Origin of the sequence: Pseudoalteromonas sp. PAST1, from assembly GCF_021532515.1 — a bacterium.
GTDB lineage: Bacteria > Pseudomonadota > Gammaproteobacteria > Enterobacterales > Alteromonadaceae > Pseudoalteromonas > Pseudoalteromonas simplex.
The window spans coordinates 1-18,302 of sequence record NZ_JAKGBH010000008.1 but is presented as its reverse complement, the minus strand read 5'-3'; the positions used below and the strand labels follow the sequence as shown (position 1 = coordinate 18,302).

17 protein-coding genes are annotated in these 18,302 nt (G+C 39.0%); 8 read left to right on the top strand and 9 right to left on the bottom strand.

The window, feature by feature from the left end; genetic code table 11:
• Positions 1-508: 508 nt before the first annotated feature.
• The gene (gene rne, locus L1272_RS05470) at positions 509-3,676 is read left to right on the top strand and encodes a ribonuclease E (protein WP_235372926.1); all 3,168 of its coding nucleotides are present in this window, start codon (positions 509-511) and stop codon (positions 3,674-3,676) included.
• A 58-nt stretch (positions 3,677-3,734) separates the two neighbouring features.
• Here rne and L1272_RS05465 read toward each other — a convergent pair whose 3' ends face one another.
• The 7 genes from L1272_RS05465 to yejK all read right to left on the bottom strand — a co-directional run bounded on the left by L1272_RS05465 (position 3,735) and on the right by yejK (position 9,201).
• Positions 3,735-4,601, bottom strand: a complete 867-nt coding sequence (locus L1272_RS05465; RefSeq protein WP_235372925.1) for a PhzF family phenazine biosynthesis protein — start codon at positions 4,599-4,601, stop codon at positions 3,735-3,737.
• Positions 4,601-5,113: a GNAT family N-acetyltransferase gene (locus tag L1272_RS05460; protein ID WP_199528954.1), complete on the bottom strand. Its 513-nt coding sequence runs from the start codon at positions 5,111-5,113 to the stop codon at positions 4,601-4,603. Before L1272_RS05460 ends, L1272_RS05465 begins: the two co-directional genes overlap by 1 nt.
• A gap of 249 nt (positions 5,114-5,362) precedes the next feature.
• On the bottom strand, positions 5,363-6,091 hold the full coding sequence (locus tag L1272_RS05455) for a hypothetical protein (RefSeq protein WP_199528953.1): 729 nt from the start codon (positions 6,089-6,091) through the stop codon (positions 5,363-5,365).
• A 135-nt stretch (positions 6,092-6,226) separates the two neighbouring features.
• On the bottom strand, positions 6,227-6,754 hold the full coding sequence (locus L1272_RS05450; protein WP_235372924.1) for a tellurite resistance TerB family protein: 528 nt from the start codon (positions 6,752-6,754) through the stop codon (positions 6,227-6,229).
• A gap of 31 nt (positions 6,755-6,785) precedes the next feature.
• A complete protein-coding gene (locus L1272_RS05445) occupies positions 6,786-7,241 on the bottom strand; it encodes a DUF3291 domain-containing protein (protein WP_235372922.1) in 456 nt (151 codons plus the stop codon).
• 72 nt (positions 7,242-7,313) lie between these two features.
• Positions 7,314-7,802 carry a DUF4760 domain-containing protein gene (locus L1272_RS05440; RefSeq protein ID WP_138600070.1) on the bottom strand — a complete coding sequence of 163 codons (489 nt, stop codon included), beginning with the start codon at positions 7,800-7,802 and terminating at the stop codon, positions 7,314-7,316.
• A gap of 382 nt (positions 7,803-8,184) precedes the next feature.
• Positions 8,185-9,201 (bottom strand): nucleoid-associated protein YejK, encoded by a 1,017-nt coding sequence (gene yejK / locus L1272_RS05435; RefSeq protein WP_054554703.1) that lies wholly within the window; start codon positions 9,199-9,201, stop codon positions 8,185-8,187.
• Between the two features lie 63 nt (positions 9,202-9,264).
• Here yejK and L1272_RS05430 point away from each other — a divergent pair, with 63 nt between their 5' ends.
• The 6 genes from L1272_RS05430 (at position 9,265) to L1272_RS05405 (ending at position 14,931) form a co-directional block, all read left to right on the top strand.
• Positions 9,265-9,477, top strand: a complete 213-nt coding sequence (locus L1272_RS05430) for a DUF1414 domain-containing protein (protein WP_054554702.1) — start codon at positions 9,265-9,267, stop codon at positions 9,475-9,477.
• 5 nt (positions 9,478-9,482) lie between these two features.
• Positions 9,483-10,976, top strand: coding sequence for a DUF3413 domain-containing protein (locus L1272_RS05425; RefSeq protein WP_235372921.1), 1,494 nt, complete (start codon positions 9,483-9,485; stop codon positions 10,974-10,976).
• A gap of 75 nt (positions 10,977-11,051) precedes the next feature.
• Entirely contained in the window at positions 11,052-11,531 is a 480-nt protein-coding gene (locus L1272_RS05420) for a DUF4124 domain-containing protein (RefSeq protein ID WP_235372919.1), read from the top strand.
• Positions 11,532-11,622: 91 nt separating this feature from the next.
• Entirely contained in the window at positions 11,623-13,347 is a 1,725-nt protein-coding gene (gene aceK / locus L1272_RS05415; RefSeq protein ID WP_054554699.1) for a bifunctional isocitrate dehydrogenase kinase/phosphatase, read from the top strand.
• A gap of 16 nt (positions 13,348-13,363) precedes the next feature.
• Positions 13,364-14,302, top strand: a complete 939-nt coding sequence (locus tag L1272_RS05410; protein WP_054554698.1) for a LysR family transcriptional regulator — start codon at positions 13,364-13,366, stop codon at positions 14,300-14,302.
• 185 nt (positions 14,303-14,487) lie between these two features.
• Positions 14,488-14,931: a ferritin-like domain-containing protein gene (locus L1272_RS05405; protein WP_138618242.1), complete on the top strand. Its 444-nt coding sequence runs from the start codon at positions 14,488-14,490 to the stop codon at positions 14,929-14,931.
• Positions 14,932-15,080: 149 nt separating this feature from the next.
• On the opposite strand, the gene L1272_RS05400 is transcribed toward L1272_RS05405, so the two are convergent.
• Positions 15,081-15,560 carry a zinc-ribbon domain containing protein gene (locus tag L1272_RS05400; protein WP_138618240.1) on the bottom strand — a complete coding sequence of 160 codons (480 nt, stop codon included), beginning with the start codon at positions 15,558-15,560 and terminating at the stop codon, positions 15,081-15,083.
• Positions 15,561-15,708: 148 nt separating this feature from the next.
• Positions 15,709-16,629 carry a LysR family transcriptional regulator gene (locus L1272_RS05395; protein WP_054554695.1) on the bottom strand — a complete coding sequence of 307 codons (921 nt, stop codon included), beginning with the start codon at positions 16,627-16,629 and terminating at the stop codon, positions 15,709-15,711.
• Positions 16,630-16,804: 175 nt separating this feature from the next.
• On the opposite strand from L1272_RS05395, the gene L1272_RS05390 reads away from it, so the two are divergent.
• Entirely contained in the window at positions 16,805-17,524 is a 720-nt protein-coding gene (locus L1272_RS05390) for an SDR family oxidoreductase (protein WP_054554694.1), read from the top strand.
• Positions 17,525-18,302: the final 778 nt, after the last annotated feature.

Genomic DNA, 18,302 nt, shown 5'->3' with positions numbered 1-18,302 from the left:
TTAATACATTCGTGAAGCATATTCTGGGTTGCCGATCATACAGATCCGCGCTAAGTTTTCCAAAGCTTTTATAATTACCCAGCCAACACGAGCGTTCAATTATCGGCGATGCGCGTAATATATTGCCTGAATAATTTGAGCACGAATGTTGATTAATGAACATAAAAAGCAATTGAACAAGATAAATTGACTGATAGTGACGACGTAGCAACGTCATTCAGAAGCAGCTGTTGTAGCAAGACATTGAATAAAAATTTGAACATGGTCGACTTCGGGACAAAACTCGTAAATTAAAACCGCAGAATTGGCGGCAGTTTTGACACCTACAAGAATTTAATAACGTGACAACATGTTATTGTCAGCCACACTTAGTGATGCTCAATGTAAGCAAACAACTTCAGGTTTTGACTTTACCCAGTCGTGAGACTGCACAAAAACAACCGTCAGAAACCACTGAACAGACGAGTTTATATCGTCATGTCAGCGACAGAATTAGTAGAGTAACAATATGAAACGTATGCTAATCAATGCGACGCAGCAAGAAGAAATGCGCGTTGCACTGGTTGATGGCCAGCGCCTGTATGATTTAGACATAGAGAGCCCAGGTCACGAACAAAAAAAAGCAAATATTTACAAGGGTAAAATTACCCGTATCGAACCGTCATTAGAAGCTGCCTTTGTTGATTATGGCGCTGAAAGACACGGTTTCCTTCCTCTTAAAGAAATAGCTCGCACCTACTTCCCACAAGGCTATACATTCCAAGGTCGTCCAAATATCCGTGACGTGATCAAAGAAGGTCAAGAAGTCATTGTGCAAGTTGATAAAGAAGAGCGTGGCCAAAAAGGCGCTGCGTTAACGACTTTTATCAGCGTTGCAGGTAGCTATTTAGTACTTATGCCTAACAACCCTCGTGCCGGTGGTATTTCTCGCCGTATCGAAGGTGATGAGCGTACTGAACTTAAAGAAGCACTAAGCCGTTTAGAACTACCTAAAGGTATGGGCTTAATTGTTCGTACTGCAGGTGTTGGTAAATCATTTGAAGAACTAGAGTACGACTTAAAAGCACTATTAGTGCATTGGCAAGCGATTCAGCAAGCTGCTGATAGCGGCCCTGCTCCGTTCTTAATTCACCAAGAAAGTAACGTAATTTTCCGCGCAATCCGTGACTATTTACGTCGTGATATTGGTGAAATTTTAATTGATAAAGCACGTGTATTTGAAGAAGCGAAAGCGCATATTGAGCGTTTCCGTCCAGATTTCATGAGCCGCGTTAAGCTTTATCAGGGCGATGTACCACTATTCACTCACTACCAAATTGAAAGCCAAATTGAATCTGCTTTCCAACGTGAAGTTCGCTTACCATCAGGTGGTTCAATTGTAATTGACCCAACTGAAGCACTTACGTCTATCGATATCAACTCATCTAAAGCCACTAAAGGCGGTGATATCGAAGAAACAGCACTTAATACTAACTTAGAAGCAGCAGACGAGATTGCCCGTCAATTACGTTTACGTGACTTAGGTGGTCTTATTGTTATCGACTTCATCGATATGACTCCACCACGCCACCAACGCGAAGTAGAGAATCGTTTAAAAGACGCAGCTCGCCCTGACCGTGCCCGTGTTCAGATTGGTAAGATCTCACGCTTTGGTCTGCTTGAAATGTCGCGTCAGCGCTTACGCCCTTCATTAGGTGAAGCAAGCCAAGGTCCATGTCCTCGTTGTAATGGTCAAGGTACGATTCGTTCTAACGAATCAATTGCACTGTCTATCCTTCGTTTAATCGAAGAAGAAGCAATCAAAGACAACACATCACAAGTAAATGCACAGGTGCCTGTGGCTGTTGCCGCTTACCTATTAAACGAAAAACGTCGTAGCGTGCAACGCATCGAAAAGCGCCATAACGTTGATGTTGTGATCATTCCTAATCAACACATGGAAACGCCACATTACGAAGTAGTTCGCTTACGTAAAGACGAAACAATCGAAACAGTAAGCTACGAGCAAGTTGTTGCTCCTGAGCCAGAAGCATTTGAAATGGCTAAAGCGCCTTCAGCACCAGTTCGTGAAGAGCCGGTTCTTAAAGGTGTTGTTATGCCTACTACACCTGCACCTCAAACTGCACCAAAAGCTGAGCAAACAACGCCTGCGGCTAAAAAGTCAGAAGGTGGATTATTTGCTGCAATTGGTAAGTTCTTCAAGTCGTTATTCAGCAATGCCGAAGAAGAAGCTGAAAAAGAGCAAGAAGAGAAAAAAGCTGCACAAAGACGTAGCAATAATCGTCGCAACAACGACAACCGCCGTCGTAGCAACAACCAACGCCGTCGCAACTCTCGTAATAAACGCCCTGACGATGCACAAGCTAAAGAAGAAAACACAAATACTTCAAATAAGCCTGAGCAAAAAGAAGGTAACGAGAATCGCAACAAACGTCGTCGTAATTCTAACAACAGAAAACGTAATGAAAAACGTAATGATGATGTAGAACAAACGAATAAAGACACTGCACCAGAGGCGAAATCTGAGCAACCAAAGGAAACTAAACCTAAGGTTCGTCGTCAACGTCGCAACTTACGCAAAAAAGTTCGCGTAACAGATGAAAGCGCAGATGAAGCAAAAGCAGTACAAACTACTGAAACAACTGAGCAAGCACCTAAAGCTGAAAAACCAGCTAAGCCTGCAAAAGAAAAAGTAGCAGTTGAAACTGAACAAGCAGAACAGCCTGTTGCTGAAAAGCAAGTACCTGCAGAACCAGTAAAAGCTGACGCTGAACCTAAACAAGCAGAGCAAACTGAATCGGTAGTTGAAACATCAACTGATGAAGAACAAGCTCAACCTCGTACACGATCTCGTCGTTCACCTCGCCACTTACGTGCTGCTGGTCAACGTCGCCGTCGCCCTGAGCATGATGAAAAGTCGAGTGATGACAAAGCTGATGCGCCAGCATTTATTCCTGTAGCAGATCAAGCTGCTGCTGAATATGAAGCTGAGCTAAAGGCAAAACAGGCTCAGGCTGAAACTGAAGAACCTGTAAAAGCTGAAGAGCCTGTTAAAACTGAAGAGCCAGTTAAAACTGAAGAACCAGTTAAAACTGAAGAACCAGTTAAAACTGAAGAACCAGTTAAAACTGAAGAACCAATTAAAACTGAAGAACCAGTGAAAGCTGAAGAACCAGTGAAAACTGAAGAACCAGTTAAAGCTGAAGAGCCAGTTAAAACTGAAGAACCAGTGAAAGCTGAAGAGCCAGTTAAAACTGAAGAACCAGTGAAAGCTGAAGAGCCAGTTAAAACTGAAGAACCAGTTAAAGCTGAAGAACCAGTGAAAGCTGAAGAGCCAGTTAAAGCTGAAGAACCAGTGCAAGCTGAAGAACCAGTTAAAACTGAAGAACCAGTGAAAGCTGAAGAGCCAGTGCAAGCTGAAGAGTCAGTTAAAACTGAAGAACCAGTGAAAGCTGTAGAACCTGCTAAAAATGAAAAAACTGTTTTAGTGAAAGGTTCAGCAAGTGCTGCAATGGCAAAACCTACCCCAGTTGCAGATAGTGAGCCAGAGTCAACACCAGCAGCTATGGCCCATGATAAACGTGTAGCTATTCCAGATAGCGGCCTTCGTGCAGGTTCAATTAAACCTGCTGGCAGAGCCCGTGCTGATATGGCAAAAACCTTAGCGGCTGATTAATTTAGTCGCTTAATAAAAAAGCCGCGTTTATAACGCGGCTTTTTTGTATGTATTCTTCTTATAAAGCAATATCTTGTGTACCTAGGTGATTTGCATAGCCACCTACAAGAACCTTATAAACACCCTGCTCATCCGAATAAACACTGGCAGAAATATGTGAACTGCATCCCATTGCTCGGCCTTGTTCAAACTTGAAATGGTTTTCTTGCTGTACAAATACGTGTTTTGATAAGTAGCATGCAAGCGCGCCACTGGCGCTACCGGTTGCTGACTCTTCAGGTATACCAACCAAAGGCGCAAAGTTACGACAACTTGCGGTCAGCTCACTTTGCTCTTCACATAATTCAAAGGCATGCACACCAATCACATTATGCTGTTGGCAGAACTCGCTAAGCGCTGCCTCATCAATAACAATTTTATCTAAGTAGCCATTCGGCACAGCGACTATAATATCCGGCAATCCTGTAGTTATTACATCGATCGGCAAGCCAGTTTCTGCAAGAGTCGTTTCATCAAGCCCTAATAAGCCTGCAAGGTCGTCATAAGCAAAGTTGCCTAGGTATTTTGGCAAGGCTTGCTCCATGGTAATTTGCCCATCTTCGGCAATTGTTACACCTAACAAGCCCGCTTTTGTTCGTTGAGTGTAATAGCCAGGTTTTAATAACCCTTGTTCGAAGAGCGTAGCAAACACAGCTAGGGTTGCGTGGCCACAAAAATCAACTTCTTCAGTTGTCGTAAAAAATGACACAGCAAAGTCAACTTCATGATCTTGCGCCACAAATGCGGTTTCTGAAAAGCCAATTTCTTTTGCAATCGTCAGTTTTTCTGCGTTTGTGAGTTTATCTGCATTCAAAACGACACCTGCTGGGTTCCCGCCTGTATTATTTGCACTAAAGGAGTTAACTAAAAATGCGGTTATTGTCATTATTGTGTGCCTTGGTTTAAATTAAATTCAAAAAACAACATGCCATTTTCCTTAGATGCTTGCTCTTCAAAAGCCAACTTTTTTAAAAGCTTAATTGATGGTGTATTTGACTCGTCAACACCTGCGATGAGCTTATGCCAGTGTGACTGAGTGCTAGCCAGATTGATAAAACCCTGCAATAACTCAAATGCAAGACCCCGCCCCCAATATTGCTCAGCTAACAAATAACCTATATGAGCATCTTGGTTTTCGGTATAGATAAATAAAAGCCCAACAACATCTTGATGTTGAGATTGCACCATTAGTAAACGGCACTCGTTAAGCATGTTAGCCAACCACTTTTCGGCAGCAGCTATAGAATCTATCCCCTGAAAATAACTCGGTAAATTCTCAACTACAGCAGGTGTTAATATCGCTGGTAAGGCAATCGTTAATTGATGATGCTCAACCATTGACGAGCTTGCGTTTATTTCAATCACATTTAACCTTTTCGTAGTGAAAGATAAACTCATTTTTCATCACCTAGTAAAAGCAATAGTAAAATAACTTATTACATAGACCATTTATTTGAAACAACTAAGATTGCAACACTAACGCTTATTACAGCAAATAAAAGACCTATAAGCAGTTGCCGATATGCAATGAAAATTGAAAATCCAATAGCAGCACCGATAAAAAAATAGCCCAGTATTAGCTTTGTTACGTTTAATAACAGTCGTGTCCCTCATCTGTTACCTCATCCTTGATGTTTCTTCTAATTTTTACTGTTTCGGTAAGTCAGGGTCGAGCTTCCCGCCTTCGTTGATATAAAGGCTGTCCTTTATCAATTCCGACAAGTACTCAGCATAGCGTTTTAACTCAGGATCAGTCACCGATTTCAATGCCGTTTCCAAATCGTCTAAGTAACCTACATTTTTATTTTGTTCTGCAAACTGCTTTGAGTAGTTCGTCGCCAAATAAAGATATTCAAGTCGTTTATATCCATTTAAATCTCCATTAAGGGCATGTTGAATATCTTTAAATGCTCTAGCTCGATAATTATTTGCCTTATCAAGGTTCCCTAAAGACTGCTGCCAACGAGCAAGGATCCTTAGCAACTTATTTTTAAAAAATTCATCTTTTTCGCGAAGTGCGTAAGTTTGCTCGAGCAAAGCTAACTTTTGCTCAAGAGTTGGCTTCGAAATGTGTTGAGACGCAAGAAATTCCGTTATTCTCTCAATTTCTGCAGGTTTAAGTTCGTCAAAATCACCAATTAAAGCTATAAAACCCGATGTCTCGCAAAACCAAATGCCATTTCTATCCGTATGCGGCCAAAACACCTGATCATATTTTGATGGCCAACTGTAAATATAACCACCATAGCTTGCAGGCTCTGCAACTTTGCATTTTGCATCCTTAACTATTGGGTCATCTACTTCTAACTCTCCCCAAGTTGTTGAGTTAGCAAAAGACGATAAAACCAAAAAAGCCACCGATAACTGTTTTTTCATAAAAACTCCCTTATAAACACCTTTAAAGATTTGATAAGTAGTTACACCTTCACGATATTCACTAAAACGTTTCAAAATCAGTTAAGGGGTTATAATTGTCATTTTAATTTTCAGCTGTTTGGTTTTGTGGATGAGTTACCACTTGCCTGAGGCCTCCGGAGGGCATGCATTTTTTATCTCTGCCACAAGCTTTCTTTGCTGAGCAGTCGGTTCACCTTCAACAATCGCTACCTCATCGACGAGATAACAAATTGAAGCTGCTTGCTCTTTTGTTACTTTATCTAAGCATCGCTCAATTACTTTGTGAGGTTTATCGTAAACGTCGCTAGTATGCCCTAATAAATGCGTACTTGAGCGTAATAAATCAGTTGCTTCTTTCATAGTTAAATGAAATTCGCTGTTAAAAAGTGATAAGATTTTTTCTTTTTGTTCTTTACTCATTTCACCGTCTATTTTGGCTACTGCGACCATATATAACGCAGCTACATCCATGGGTGAATCTAACTTAAATGCAGGATTTAAATCATGGTGTTTCCTGAATTTACGACGTCGGTACCAGCTAAAAGGATTCAACCAACCAATATCTATCCCCCCTTCTTGAAGTCGATTCAGTAACACCAAAATGGTCACTACAATACCTAAAACAGCTAATACAACATGCATAATTTTTCCTTATTTTTATTGCAGTCTATTGTTATTTATATTTTTTAAATTCTTCAGCCGTAAAATTACTTTTAAATGTAAAAGCATAGGGTGTGTCGCCGTTTTCACGAAGATTTTGCAACCTTTCTAATGCCTCTTGAGGGGTTGGAATATGGTTATCTTCAATCCACCATAAAACATAGCTATCTTCTGATAAGCGCTGAAACCATTCACCTTTTCTGCGCATGAAATCTCTGTGATGTGTGCGAAACATAAAATTTTTAAGATCTTCAACGCTTTCCCACACAGACATATTGATTATCATATTCGGATCATCAAACAATTTAATATTGGTGGCATCGCCTGATTCGTCTTTTAATCGCCATACAAAACCTGCACTGTTTTCAGCAACGCCATTTATTAAGTCAAGATTATCAACAAAATCTTTTATTTCTGGCGCATCCAATGGGTATTTAGCAAGAGCAATATTTAGTTGGGCAAGTTTCATTTATTTCCTAATCACATCAATTTCTTAATTGCTATAAATTCTACAATACATATTTATAGCATAAGCTCAAAATCAATCCTCTAGCTCAGGAATTTTAACAAACAATGGTCTATCATTTTTATTCGTATGAGTTTCGAATTTATCTCTTAAAGGTTGCCAAAACCTATTATAATTGTAGCCAAACAAAGAGCGTAGTAGCTTTATGTCAACTTCATTATTTTCTATTAATCCAGCTATCATTTTATAAAAAGCTGCGACTCTATTTAGCGCTATTAAATCATTATCAGTAATATTTACTAACTCTGGTGATTTTTTGTTAGATTGATATTCAATAATTAAGTCTTCCCAATCATAATTATTTTTAGGTAAGTCTAAAAACTTCTCCCACATGAACATTCTAACCTTAACAAATGAATGATCTTGATCAAAATCTTTAGCCAGCTGTAATGTGTTATTTATTTTCCTATTCCTTTGGTTAATTCGAAAATTGACAATCACAGCAATACTACCAATTATCGATGTGAAGCCAGCCGAAATTAAAATTGCGATATAACTTTCCATTTACACCCATCTCATCAGCAATTAATCTAAACCTGAAAATAATATATATATAATTAACAATAAACCCAAAACCACATTAAAAAATAAAAAACAAGTTAATATTAGCTATAAATAATTAATTTAATTTTACTCTACAACCTCTAATCATTAGAGAAAAAATATAAAAACTCTTTTCACTTAACCATTCTAAATCTTTGCTGAAAAGGCTGGCAGTATCTAACACAACTTTACAGCTATTTGCCGCTACAAAACTATAGTGATGCAATGTTTCTTCCTGTAGTGACAGTGTTTTAAAGGACCCAAAACTAAAAAGCCCAGCAAGTGCTGGGCTATAAAAATAATATCTATCGGCTTATCGCTTAAAGCTTAAGCTTGAACCTGATTAGCTTTCGTCTTGCTCCATAAAGCGCTGAAGCTGGTCTTTAAGATTAGGTGGAATACCTTTAATTACCAGTGTATCGGTTGCTTCGTTATACATGACGCGCTCACCTAAGTGCTTACGTTCAAAGCTCACGCTAACACCGCCGCCCATGCCAGAGAACTTCACCATGCTGGTAACCGTTTTCTTATCGACAGGGAACGACTCTTCTAAGTCATAACTTTGCTCTTGGCAGAAGCTTTCAAATGGACTGTCGTCATTTTTCGATAAGGTTGCAGAAAGCTCTTTAACGTTGGCATCTTCACCTGTGGTTACGCAATCATTACAGTAATCAAACACTTGCTTACGTAGCTCGTCTTTTTCTGACTTGTCGTATTGTTGCTCAGATAAATAGTCTTCTACAGCACTAAGCATTACTTGGCTTTGTTGTTTAGGATCAATGCCCTCTTCGCAGCCTAAAAAGTCTAAAAAGAAGTCAGCCACTTTACGACCCGCACGACCTTTAATAAACGACACATAGCGATTATCTTCTGGTTGCGTATCCCACGCAGTTAAATCGACACGTGCAGCTAGTTGCATACGCGAAATATCTAAGTGACGAGATGACGCTAAATCAAGCTCAGAAGTAATTGAGTAATGCTCTTTAATATTGATCATCGCAATTAACAAGAAGTCACTTGCAACATATTGATAATGGCAAAAAACTAAATAACCCGTTTCGTTAAAGGCATACTTATTTAACTCTTCTTTTAGCACATTCGTTGCTTGCTCTGTCATGTGCCAAAAGCCAAGTTCGTCGTTACGGTAACTTTGCATTGCCGAAGCAACAATGCTGTTTTTCTCGCCGCTGAATGCACAGTAGCCTTTACCAGGCTTACCATTATATGCATGGTGTAGCTGCTCTATAAAAACGGCTACTTTATCGTTAACAACCATCTCATCATTGCGTAAATGAATATCTGTATCGTCATCTTTTTTGTCTACATAATGAACGACTAATTTTTTAACATCTATTGTCATCTTTGTTTTTCACGCCTCTGGTGTTAAAATACGGGAATATAACTCTTTTTATCGAACCAACTGATGCCTATCATATCAAAATATTCTAATGACCAAGTAGAACAAATCGTTGATCAGCTGATTGATGTACTAACAGAGCACAAAGCGCCTGTTGATTTAAGCCTTATGTGTTTAGGAAATTCTATCACGCATATTTTAAAAGAGCATGTACCATCAGAGAAAAGACAAGCTGTTGCCGACAACTTTGCAAAAGCATTAGCACAGTCGGTTAAATAAGATTTATGAATTTATCGCAACAAAGTCAGTTTTCTTCAAAAGTAAGTCAGCTTTTAAGTTGGGGCCATTGGTTCACCTTTGCAAACATAGGGTTAGTGCTATTTATTAGCTTAAGCTACTTAGTTGCAGACAGTGCACCGACAACCTTCATGGGCTATGTATATATGCTCGTGACCTGGTTAAGCCACACCAGTTTTATTACTTTTATTGCCTTTGTTTTAACGATATTTCCATTAAGTTTAGTGTTTCCATACCCTCGGCATATCCGAGGGATGGCAGCCATTATTGCAACCCTCGGCGCGTCATTCTTAACGCTTGATGCCTATGTTTATTTTAACTTGGGTTATCACTTAAACACGTCTGCGCTACCTGAAATCGTTTCTTTGTTGTGGCACCGCTTAACAAACTCACCGGCATTAACAACGATTCTTGCAGGCGGCATTGTACTGCTAATTTTAGCGTTCCAATTATTAGTCAGTAACTACACATGGCACCACTTAGCGCGTTTAAAACAATATAAGTTCCCGCGCTATGCAACCAGCACTATTTTAGTGTGTTTTGCACTTAGCCACAGTATTCATATTTGGGCAGATGCCAATTTAAAATTTGATATCACTAAACAAGATAATGTATTGCCGTTGTCTTACCCTACTACAGCAAAAAGCTTATTAGCTAAAAACGATTTGCTAGATCTAGAAAGCTACAAAGAAGCGCACGATGTAAGACTTGACCCACATAATATCGATTACTTAGCACCTACTCCACTTGCCGAGTGTAAAGCTGAGTCGAGTGCGACTATCGATATTTTAATATTTGAGAATAATGCTGACCTAGAGCAATTTGTTGCCACTGAGCCTGCATTACGTAAGACAGACTTGTTCTTACAACCTGTAGAAACCGAAGATACGTTATTTAGTTTAGTTTACGGCCTGCCAGCATTTTACAAAGCCCCTATTCTAGACAAACAGCAACTGCCTGTGTGGCTTGCTGATAATCGCTCAATTCAAATTAATGGTTTTGAGCAATTCGAATTTATTAATAACGACGACCAAAACCCAGCGGTTCGCCTTGTACGTGCAGACGCCACAACACAAGCACGTGAATCTGCTAATGCCGTGTTTGCCTTTAGTCTTGCACAGCAGAGCAATGGTATTGTTACAGCCTCTCGTTTATACAGCTCAGATAAAAAAGTTGTACAAACAGAAGGCCTTATTCAACCAAGTGATATTATCGCCACCAGCGTGGGGCATTACCTTGGTTGTAAAACACTCGCAAAACAAAGCATGTTGGGCAGTAACTTATACAAGCGCCATGACGACACGGGTGTTAATTACTCGCAAAATGTATTTATCGCATTCAAGAAAGACAGAATTACCCTGATTGATTCAGATGGTAACTTTAAAAACATTTCAGCAGCACAAGGCTTTGCCATTGAACAAGGGCTCGATATTCCGTTCTTAGTTCAAAGCATTAAAAAGCTGAAACGATATACGCCCTAGCGCTTATTGATAAATCAATATTTCGAGCTAGCTTTAGATATTAGACACCTTATTTGATTAGGAGACACGGACGTCATGAAAGCCATAATCATTTATCTAATATCACTTACACTAGTTTGTTTTACCAACACAGCACTTGCTGCCACCACAGAATACTATAAATGTGTCACAGACAGAGGCACCGTATTTAGTGAGTTCCCCTGTGGTAGCCGTGCAACCAAGCATAAAATTCAAGTAACCGATCCAGACTTACAAGCACCGCAAAACTTTGTTAAAGAGCTCAACGAGCTTGAGCGCCAGCAAATTATCAGAAACCTCGAAGCTGAAATTCGCAGCTATAAACACCGTTTAGATATTTTAAGCCGTGATCGAGACCGAGCTCAGTACCAGCAAGAGCAGCGCTTAAACCGAATTTTGTCTGACAAAGAAGCAAAGCAAATTAATAAAGACATTAAAAAGCAGCTAAAAGCAATTAACAAACAATACGGGCGCGACGTAAAAAGTGTTAATAAAAAACTCGCAAATCTAGAGAAAAAACTAGCTCGCTATAATTAAATACACTTTACTATTGGGTTTGAAGAATAAATAACATATTCTTAACACCAATAGAGTTATTGCTCTATGTTGGTATTAGTAAGGAGTTTATATGCAGCCACAACACATTGCAGAGTTAATTTTATCTGGGTTTCGCAATCACTATAAACTTTTTCAAGCAATTACAGCCAAAGCACCACTTGCGTTTGCACATCGTGATTGGCAAAAAATAAATGAGATTAGCAAACTCAGAATTAGCCATTACGATGATCGGGTTAACGAAACCATTGCTAAGCTCAAGTCGCTTAACGAACAGCAAATTATTACCTTAGATCAAACCTGCTGGCTCGAAACCAAACAGCTTTATCAGCAATTTTTGCGCTTTCACCCTCAGGCAGAACTTGCCGAAACCTTTTACAACTCTGTTTTTTGTCGTTTATTTCATCGTCGTTATTTTAATAATGACTTTATCTTTGTAAAAGCGACGCTTGCTGATGCCCCCGCACTACCAATGGAAGTTGAATACCGCAGTTACCACCCTGTTGTTGATGGTTTAAGACCCACAATACGCAAAATTATTAATCAGTTTGATTTTAAAGCGCCCTTTGTTGATTTAGAACGCGATATTCGCTTGCTGGTAAAAGCCTTTTATAAACAAGCGCCCGATACACATCACCAAGCATGGCAAATGCGCTTTGATATACTGCAAGCCCCGTTTTACCGAAACAAAGCGGCTTATATTGTTGGCCGTGTGGTATCAGAAAGTGGCGTACAGCCATTTATTATTGCGGTGTTACACCATGAAGACAAAGGGTTATACCTCGATGCCCTACTCACCAAATCATCGCAAATGCGGGTTATCTTTGGTTTTGCCCGTGCTTATTTTATGGTTGAAACCCATGCGCCATCAGCGTTAGTACGCTTTTTAAATCAACTTATGCCAAACAAAACCCTGGCAGAGCTATACAACGCCATAGGTTTTCATAAACAAGGTAAGACCGAGTTTTACCGAGAGTTTTTAAGTCATTTAGATCATTCAAACGATCAGCTTGTAATTGCCCCTGGTACACCCGGGATGGTAATGATGGTATTTACCCTGCCTTCGTTTGGTTATGTGTTTAAAGTCATTAAAGACACCTTTGGTGAAAGCAAACCCTTTGGCCGCGATACCGTACTAAAACGCTATCAATTAGTAAAAAGCCATGACCGTGTTGGCCGCATGGCCGATACCATAGAGTATTCGAACGTCGTATTTCCACTAGCCCGATTTGATAGTAAATTACTTGCAGAGCTACATAAAACCATTGGTTCTTCGATGATTATTGAAGGCGAATGGTTAATCATCAAGCATTTGTATATTGAAAGACGCATGACACCGTTAAATCTGTATCTTGAAAATGCCAGTGAACAACAAGCGTTTGAGGCGATAGAAGAATATGGCCAAGCATTAAAAGAAATGATCGCCGTAAATATTTTCCCGGGCGACATGCTGTTGAAAAACTTTGGGGTGAGTAAACATAATCGCATTATTTTTTACGACTATGATGAAGTTCAGTACCTAACAGACATGAACTTTCGCGCCTTACCAAAAGCAAAGTCGTACGATGATTACTTAACCAATGAGCAAAGCTACTCTGTAGCACCGCAAGATGTGTTTCCAGAGCAATTATGTACCTTTGTGACAGCAAACCCGGTGTATAAGCAATATTTATTGAGTACACACCCAGAGCTTGAAGATCCAGCCTATTGGCGACAAGCACAATACAATTATAAGCAAGGTGTAGTTAGCCACATTTATCCATACCCTGCTGCACAACGTTTTATCCATTATTGGTAAACACCAAGGACACACAATGAATATAAGTAAAATAGATTTAAACTTACTTGTTTACCTAGATACTTTACTAAGGGAGTGTAATGTAACTAAAGCTGCTAACCAGCTAAGCATTACGCAACCTGCCATGAGTAATGGCCTAAAAAGACTCCGTAATTTATTCAACGACCCTATTTTAGTACGTACCAGCGAAGGTATGGTACCCACAGAGCGCGCAAAAGAATTACAGCCGGTGATCCGCGGCATTTTAATGACTCTTGAAGAAACACTTGCCCCAAACCGCGAATTTGAAGCATCACAAAGTAAACGTGTTTTTCGTATCATGGCCAGTGACTATGCAGCAAGTACCCTTGCTCCCCGCTTATTAAGTAAATTACACGAAGAAGCCCCCGATACCACACTCGATATTTTGACCCCAAGTGATGTAACCTTCCACGATGTTGAAAACGGTAAAGTGGATATGGCTATCAACCGTTTTGAAAACTTACCGCAGTCGTTTCACTATAAACAAATCTGGAAAGACAGCTTTTGTTGCTTAGTAAAAGCAGATAACCCAATTATCAAAGACTTCAGCCTCGACAGCTATTTAAAAGCCCGCCATATCTGGGTAAGTAAAACAGGCTTTGGTGTAGGTGTGGGTATGGACCCTAAAGATGTGCAAAAACTAGGTTGGGTTGATGAAGCGCTCGCTCACTTTGGTAAACACCGTAATATTGCCACCTTTACCCGTAACTACCACGTAGCCATTCACTTAGCGAAAGAACAAAACTTGGTGGCAACGTTGCCTTCAAAAGCCGCAAATATTTATTTAGACGATCCGGGCCTGAAAATTCTTGAGCCGCCATTCCCTATTCCGCCGTTTGAGCTAGATATGATTTGGAGCCCGCTATTACACCGTGATGCAAGCCATATTTGGTTACGCCAAAAGGTTGCAGAAGTAGCCGACGAGCTTAAGTAAGATTTTACCAACCAGTTGTAATTATTGCTGATAAGCAAAGTGTTAGCTTAGCTTATCAGCAGCATCCCTCCTATTAAAAACCAATAACCAACTGAAATACAATAACTTTATATTTAAGTAATGAACTGGAATATGCTTTGCAAGTATCTAATTGCATTGTTTTTAATATTCAAATAGAGGTCATTATGAATACTCATCAAGGACAAGACGTTCATCATATTGCAGATATCATCCAAGTTATGAATAGCGGTATCGATTTTTATGAAAAAGCTCAGGAAAAAGTAACCGACCCAAGCATTATTGCCTTATTTCAACGCATGATAGATGCTCGCAAAGTAAGTGTTGAGCGCTTACAACCTTATGCTATTAACGAAAATGGCGAGCGCGAAAATGGTTCTGACTTTGCTGTAGAAGTGCGTAAAGCTTATACATCAGTTATCACCAAACTCGGTGCCGACAAAAACGCAACCTACGTTAGCGAGCTTGAAGAAGTTGAAGATAAAACACTAGCCGAAATCAAACATGCGCTTAAAAAACCTCAACCACATGATTGTGAAGCCGCGTTATCTAAAACCCTGCTGACAATTCAAAGTTGTCATGCTGAAATGAGTAAAATGAAAAAGCATTAAATTGTGAGAGTGCAAAGCCCAGTTAAGCTGGGCTTTTATATTGCTAGAATAGTTAAATATCATCCCTAGACTCTGTAACTAAATCCCTATAATTGCCATATTAAGCGTAAGTCTAATCTACCAGGTAGCAATGTTTCCGTAATTGATTGTTAAAGTTTATCTCGAAAACTAGGGTTATTTTTATGTTTGATTATTCCGAGCCTTGTTAACTCTACAAACAATTTTTTTAATGTTTCATTTTGTCTTGAAGTCCTGTTTTTATTTGTAACTAAATCACAATAAGACTTTTGTAACCTCTTTATTTTTTGTTCATTTTTACGGCAATCAATACACTTTGTGCAGTGCGCATCAATATAAAATCTGAGTACCTCAAACCAATACTTTTGCTCCAAGGCAAAGAAAATAAAAGGTCTATTACATACCTCACACAACTCTTCTATATCAATGTATTTCTCCCTCGGATAAACCCCATAATTCTGTTTCTCTGTATTAGCAGGTATAGCTGTCCCAACGAGAAACTTAACGTGTTTATATCGCCAATAAGAATTTTTTATTTCTGTTACAGAGTATTGGTATCCAGATCGAATCGGCTTACACCCATAACGGGGATGATTTACATAAAGTGACATAAACAACTCTTTCCTTATTCTTGACAGCTACCAGTCTTGTTGCCCAAAGTTTCTTGTCAATTAGCCCTTTTGCTAAATTCAGTAAACTATGTCACTTAAAAATAGCTGAGCTAGCAATTTGAGCCAGAGCCACCATTTAATAGCTGAGCTAGCAATTTGAGCCAGAGCCACCATTTAGATAATGCATAAAGTTTTTATAAACAAACTCTTTAAATACTTTTATTCTCATTGGTTGATGTTTATCTCGTAAAAAGACCAAATAGAATGGCGTTGCCTTAGGGTGCCAATGCTTAAAAACAGGGATCAAGGTGCCGTCATTTAACTCCGAATTACAGTAAACTTCTGGAACTCGGATTATGCCATTACCACGCAATGCAGAGTACACCATTACTTTGCCATTTTTGCACTCAAGATCACCTTGGACGATGACCTCTTGCTTCTCATTTGTATGCTCACTTAATAGAGTCCATGTATTCAATGAACCTGCTATACACTTGTGATTAATTAAATCTTTTGGGTTTAATGGTTCTCCATGCTTTTTAATGTACTCTGGGCTCGCATAAATGCCTATTGTAAGCTCAGTTAACTTTCTTGCGATTAATGATGAATCTGTTAAGTCTCCCATTCTGAATACAAAATCAAATTCGCCTGCTACTAAGTCGACTCTTCGACTACTAAAATCTAACACAACATTAATTTGTGGGTACTTCTGCATAAAATCAGTAACCATTGGGCCAATAACATTTTCACCAATGTACCCCCCGACACAATTTATTCTAATTTCACCTGATGTATGTGACGCAGTATCTGATGTTATATCTATAGCATGTTCAATGCGCTCAAAAGCTTTTTTACATTTATCGTAAAAAAGCTCACCAGATGGTGTTAAATGTTGCGTACGCGTCGTCCTAACTAACAAACTGACACCTAGACCAGCCTCTAATTGAGATAGTTGTTTAGAAATTTGTGAGCGAGAGCACATTAATTTATTGGCTGCTTTTGTAAAGCTTCCCTCTTCGACCAAAATAAGAAAGCTATTGATATCAGCATAATTGATGTCTTTTTTCATGTTTTATACCCATTAAAATCAACTTAACCACATAGATTCGCTCAAATCTGTAAACAGTATTGTGAATTAATGACTATATATCATCAAATCTTTAATAAATAAAATAAGCTTCAGAAAAACATCATTAGAAATAGATAGTTAAAACTTAAATTAATTTCACCTAGAGGAGTAATAAATGAAAAAGTTAGTAGTGATTACTGGAGCAAGTTCAGGCATTGGTGAAGCTATTGCTAAGCACTTTAGCGAAGCCGGTTACCCACTCTTACTTGTTGCAAGACGAGTTGAAAAATTAAAGGCTTTGAATCTTCAAAATTGCATCTGTGAACAGGTAGATGTTACTGATAAAGAAGCGTTTTCTAATTCTATAGAAAAAGCTGAGGCACAATACGGCCCTGTTGAGTGCTTAATTAATAATGCAGGTGTCATGTTATTGGGCCAAATAGATACACAAGAGTCTACTGAATGGCAAAAAATGTTCGATGTTAATGTTTTAGCATTACTAAATGGTATGCAAGCTGTTTTACCTGCTATGAAAAAACGTAATAGTGGCACCATAATTAACGTTAGTTCAATAGCTGGTAAAAAGACATTTGCTAATCATGCAGCTTATTGCGGCTCAAAGTTCGCCGTATCAGCAATTACAGAAAATGTTCGAGAAGAAGTGGCCGACTTTGGGGTACGCGTAACAAGTATTTGCCCTGGTGCCGTTGAGACAGAATTGCTTGGCCACACAACATCTGACGATATTAAAGCAGGTTACAACGAATGGAAAAAAGCTATGGGTGGAGTACTAATTGCTGATGATATCGCTCGTGCTGCGCTATTTATTCAAGAGCAACCACAACATGTGTGTGTTCGTGAATTACAGATTGCTCCTACCCGTCAACAACCTTAATCTAGCAATAACCTAAAAGTTTAATGTACGCCAATTCACTCATTGAGTAATAAAACTAAACATCCCATCGACAAGGGCTCAAGTTGATGGGGTGTTCATCATTGCGTAATTTTCATTTTAAACGAATCAATCAACTAAACTAAAAGTAAAATCGGTAAGTGTTCGAAAACCTATAACTAGCCCTAATCAGAAAAATAATCTCGCTCAAGGTGAGAAAAATTAATGTTAGATCATTTAATTCCATCAAAATTATAAAACACTTTATGCTCTATGACTGGCTAAAGTTAACGTTCTGTATACATAAGCTAGCCTATAAACATTCATTTATTAATGTGTTTGTTATAGAGACTTTTCAGGTAAGTCACTTATTTTGTATATCACTCTTGGTCCCATACAAAATGTTATTAAACCATCATCTCTTTTCGGAAACTTATAATAAATGGCTATAGAAGCTTTAACTAGCATATTAGTAGCAAGCTGGAAAGTTGAAACTCTATAAGGTCTCAATTCTGGACTGTGTTCTAGATCTAATGGTTCATTAACAAATGTGGGAACAGTTAATACAGGTTGAACAAAATTGCTTTCAAACGAAATTTCAGCTCGAAAAGCTTGAGCGTCGCCGTAATCCAAAGGGTAGTAAACTTCTATATGCCCGAATTCAGATAATAAGTGCACCACTCATGGTTAAACGGTGAGAAGAGATCAACTGCCTGTTGGTGGTACTCTATCGTCGCCAAACAAACAGAAGCATTTACCATGAGTTACAAGCAGTTGATCG

Excerpts from the sequence above, each read along its gene's own strand:
- L1272_RS05455 (WP_199528953.1), bottom strand. The coding sequence starts at position 6,091 with ATGAAAAAACAGTTATCGGTGGCTTTTTTGGTTTTATCGTCTTTTGCT.
- L1272_RS05400 (WP_138618240.1), bottom strand. The coding sequence starts at position 15,560 with ATGTCACTTTATGTAAATCATCCCCGTTATGGGTGTAAGCCGATTCGA.
- L1272_RS05410 (WP_054554698.1), top strand. The coding sequence starts at position 13,364 with ATGAATATAAGTAAAATAGATTTAAACTTACTTGTTTACCTAGATACT.
- rne (WP_235372926.1), top strand. The coding sequence starts at position 509 with ATGAAACGTATGCTAATCAATGCGACGCAGCAAGAAGAAATGCGCGTT.
- L1272_RS05405 (WP_138618242.1), top strand. The coding sequence starts at position 14,488 with ATGAATACTCATCAAGGACAAGACGTTCATCATATTGCAGATATCATC.
- L1272_RS05450 (WP_235372924.1), bottom strand. The coding sequence starts at position 6,754 with ATGCATGTTGTATTAGCTGTTTTAGGTATTGTAGTGACCATTTTGGTG.
- L1272_RS05425 (WP_235372921.1), top strand. The coding sequence starts at position 9,483 with ATGAATTTATCGCAACAAAGTCAGTTTTCTTCAAAAGTAAGTCAGCTT.
- L1272_RS05395 (WP_054554695.1), bottom strand. The coding sequence starts at position 16,629 with ATGAAAAAAGACATCAATTATGCTGATATCAATAGCTTTCTTATTTTG.
- yejK (WP_054554703.1), bottom strand. The coding sequence starts at position 9,201 with ATGACAATAGATGTTAAAAAATTAGTCGTTCATTATGTAGACAAAAAA.
- L1272_RS05460 (WP_199528954.1), bottom strand. The coding sequence starts at position 5,113 with ATGAGTTTATCTTTCACTACGAAAAGGTTAAATGTGATTGAAATAAAC.
- aceK (WP_054554699.1), top strand. The coding sequence starts at position 11,623 with ATGCAGCCACAACACATTGCAGAGTTAATTTTATCTGGGTTTCGCAAT.
- L1272_RS05465 (WP_235372925.1), bottom strand. The coding sequence starts at position 4,601 with ATGACAATAACCGCATTTTTAGTTAACTCCTTTAGTGCAAATAATACA.
- L1272_RS05445 (WP_235372922.1), bottom strand. The coding sequence starts at position 7,241 with ATGAAACTTGCCCAACTAAATATTGCTCTTGCTAAATACCCATTGGAT.
- L1272_RS05440 (WP_138600070.1), bottom strand. The coding sequence starts at position 7,802 with ATGGAAAGTTATATCGCAATTTTAATTTCGGCTGGCTTCACATCGATA.
- L1272_RS05420 (WP_235372919.1), top strand. The coding sequence starts at position 11,052 with ATGAAAGCCATAATCATTTATCTAATATCACTTACACTAGTTTGTTTT.
- L1272_RS05430 (WP_054554702.1), top strand. The coding sequence starts at position 9,265 with ATGCCTATCATATCAAAATATTCTAATGACCAAGTAGAACAAATCGTT.
- L1272_RS05390 (WP_054554694.1), top strand. The coding sequence starts at position 16,805 with ATGAAAAAGTTAGTAGTGATTACTGGAGCAAGTTCAGGCATTGGTGAA.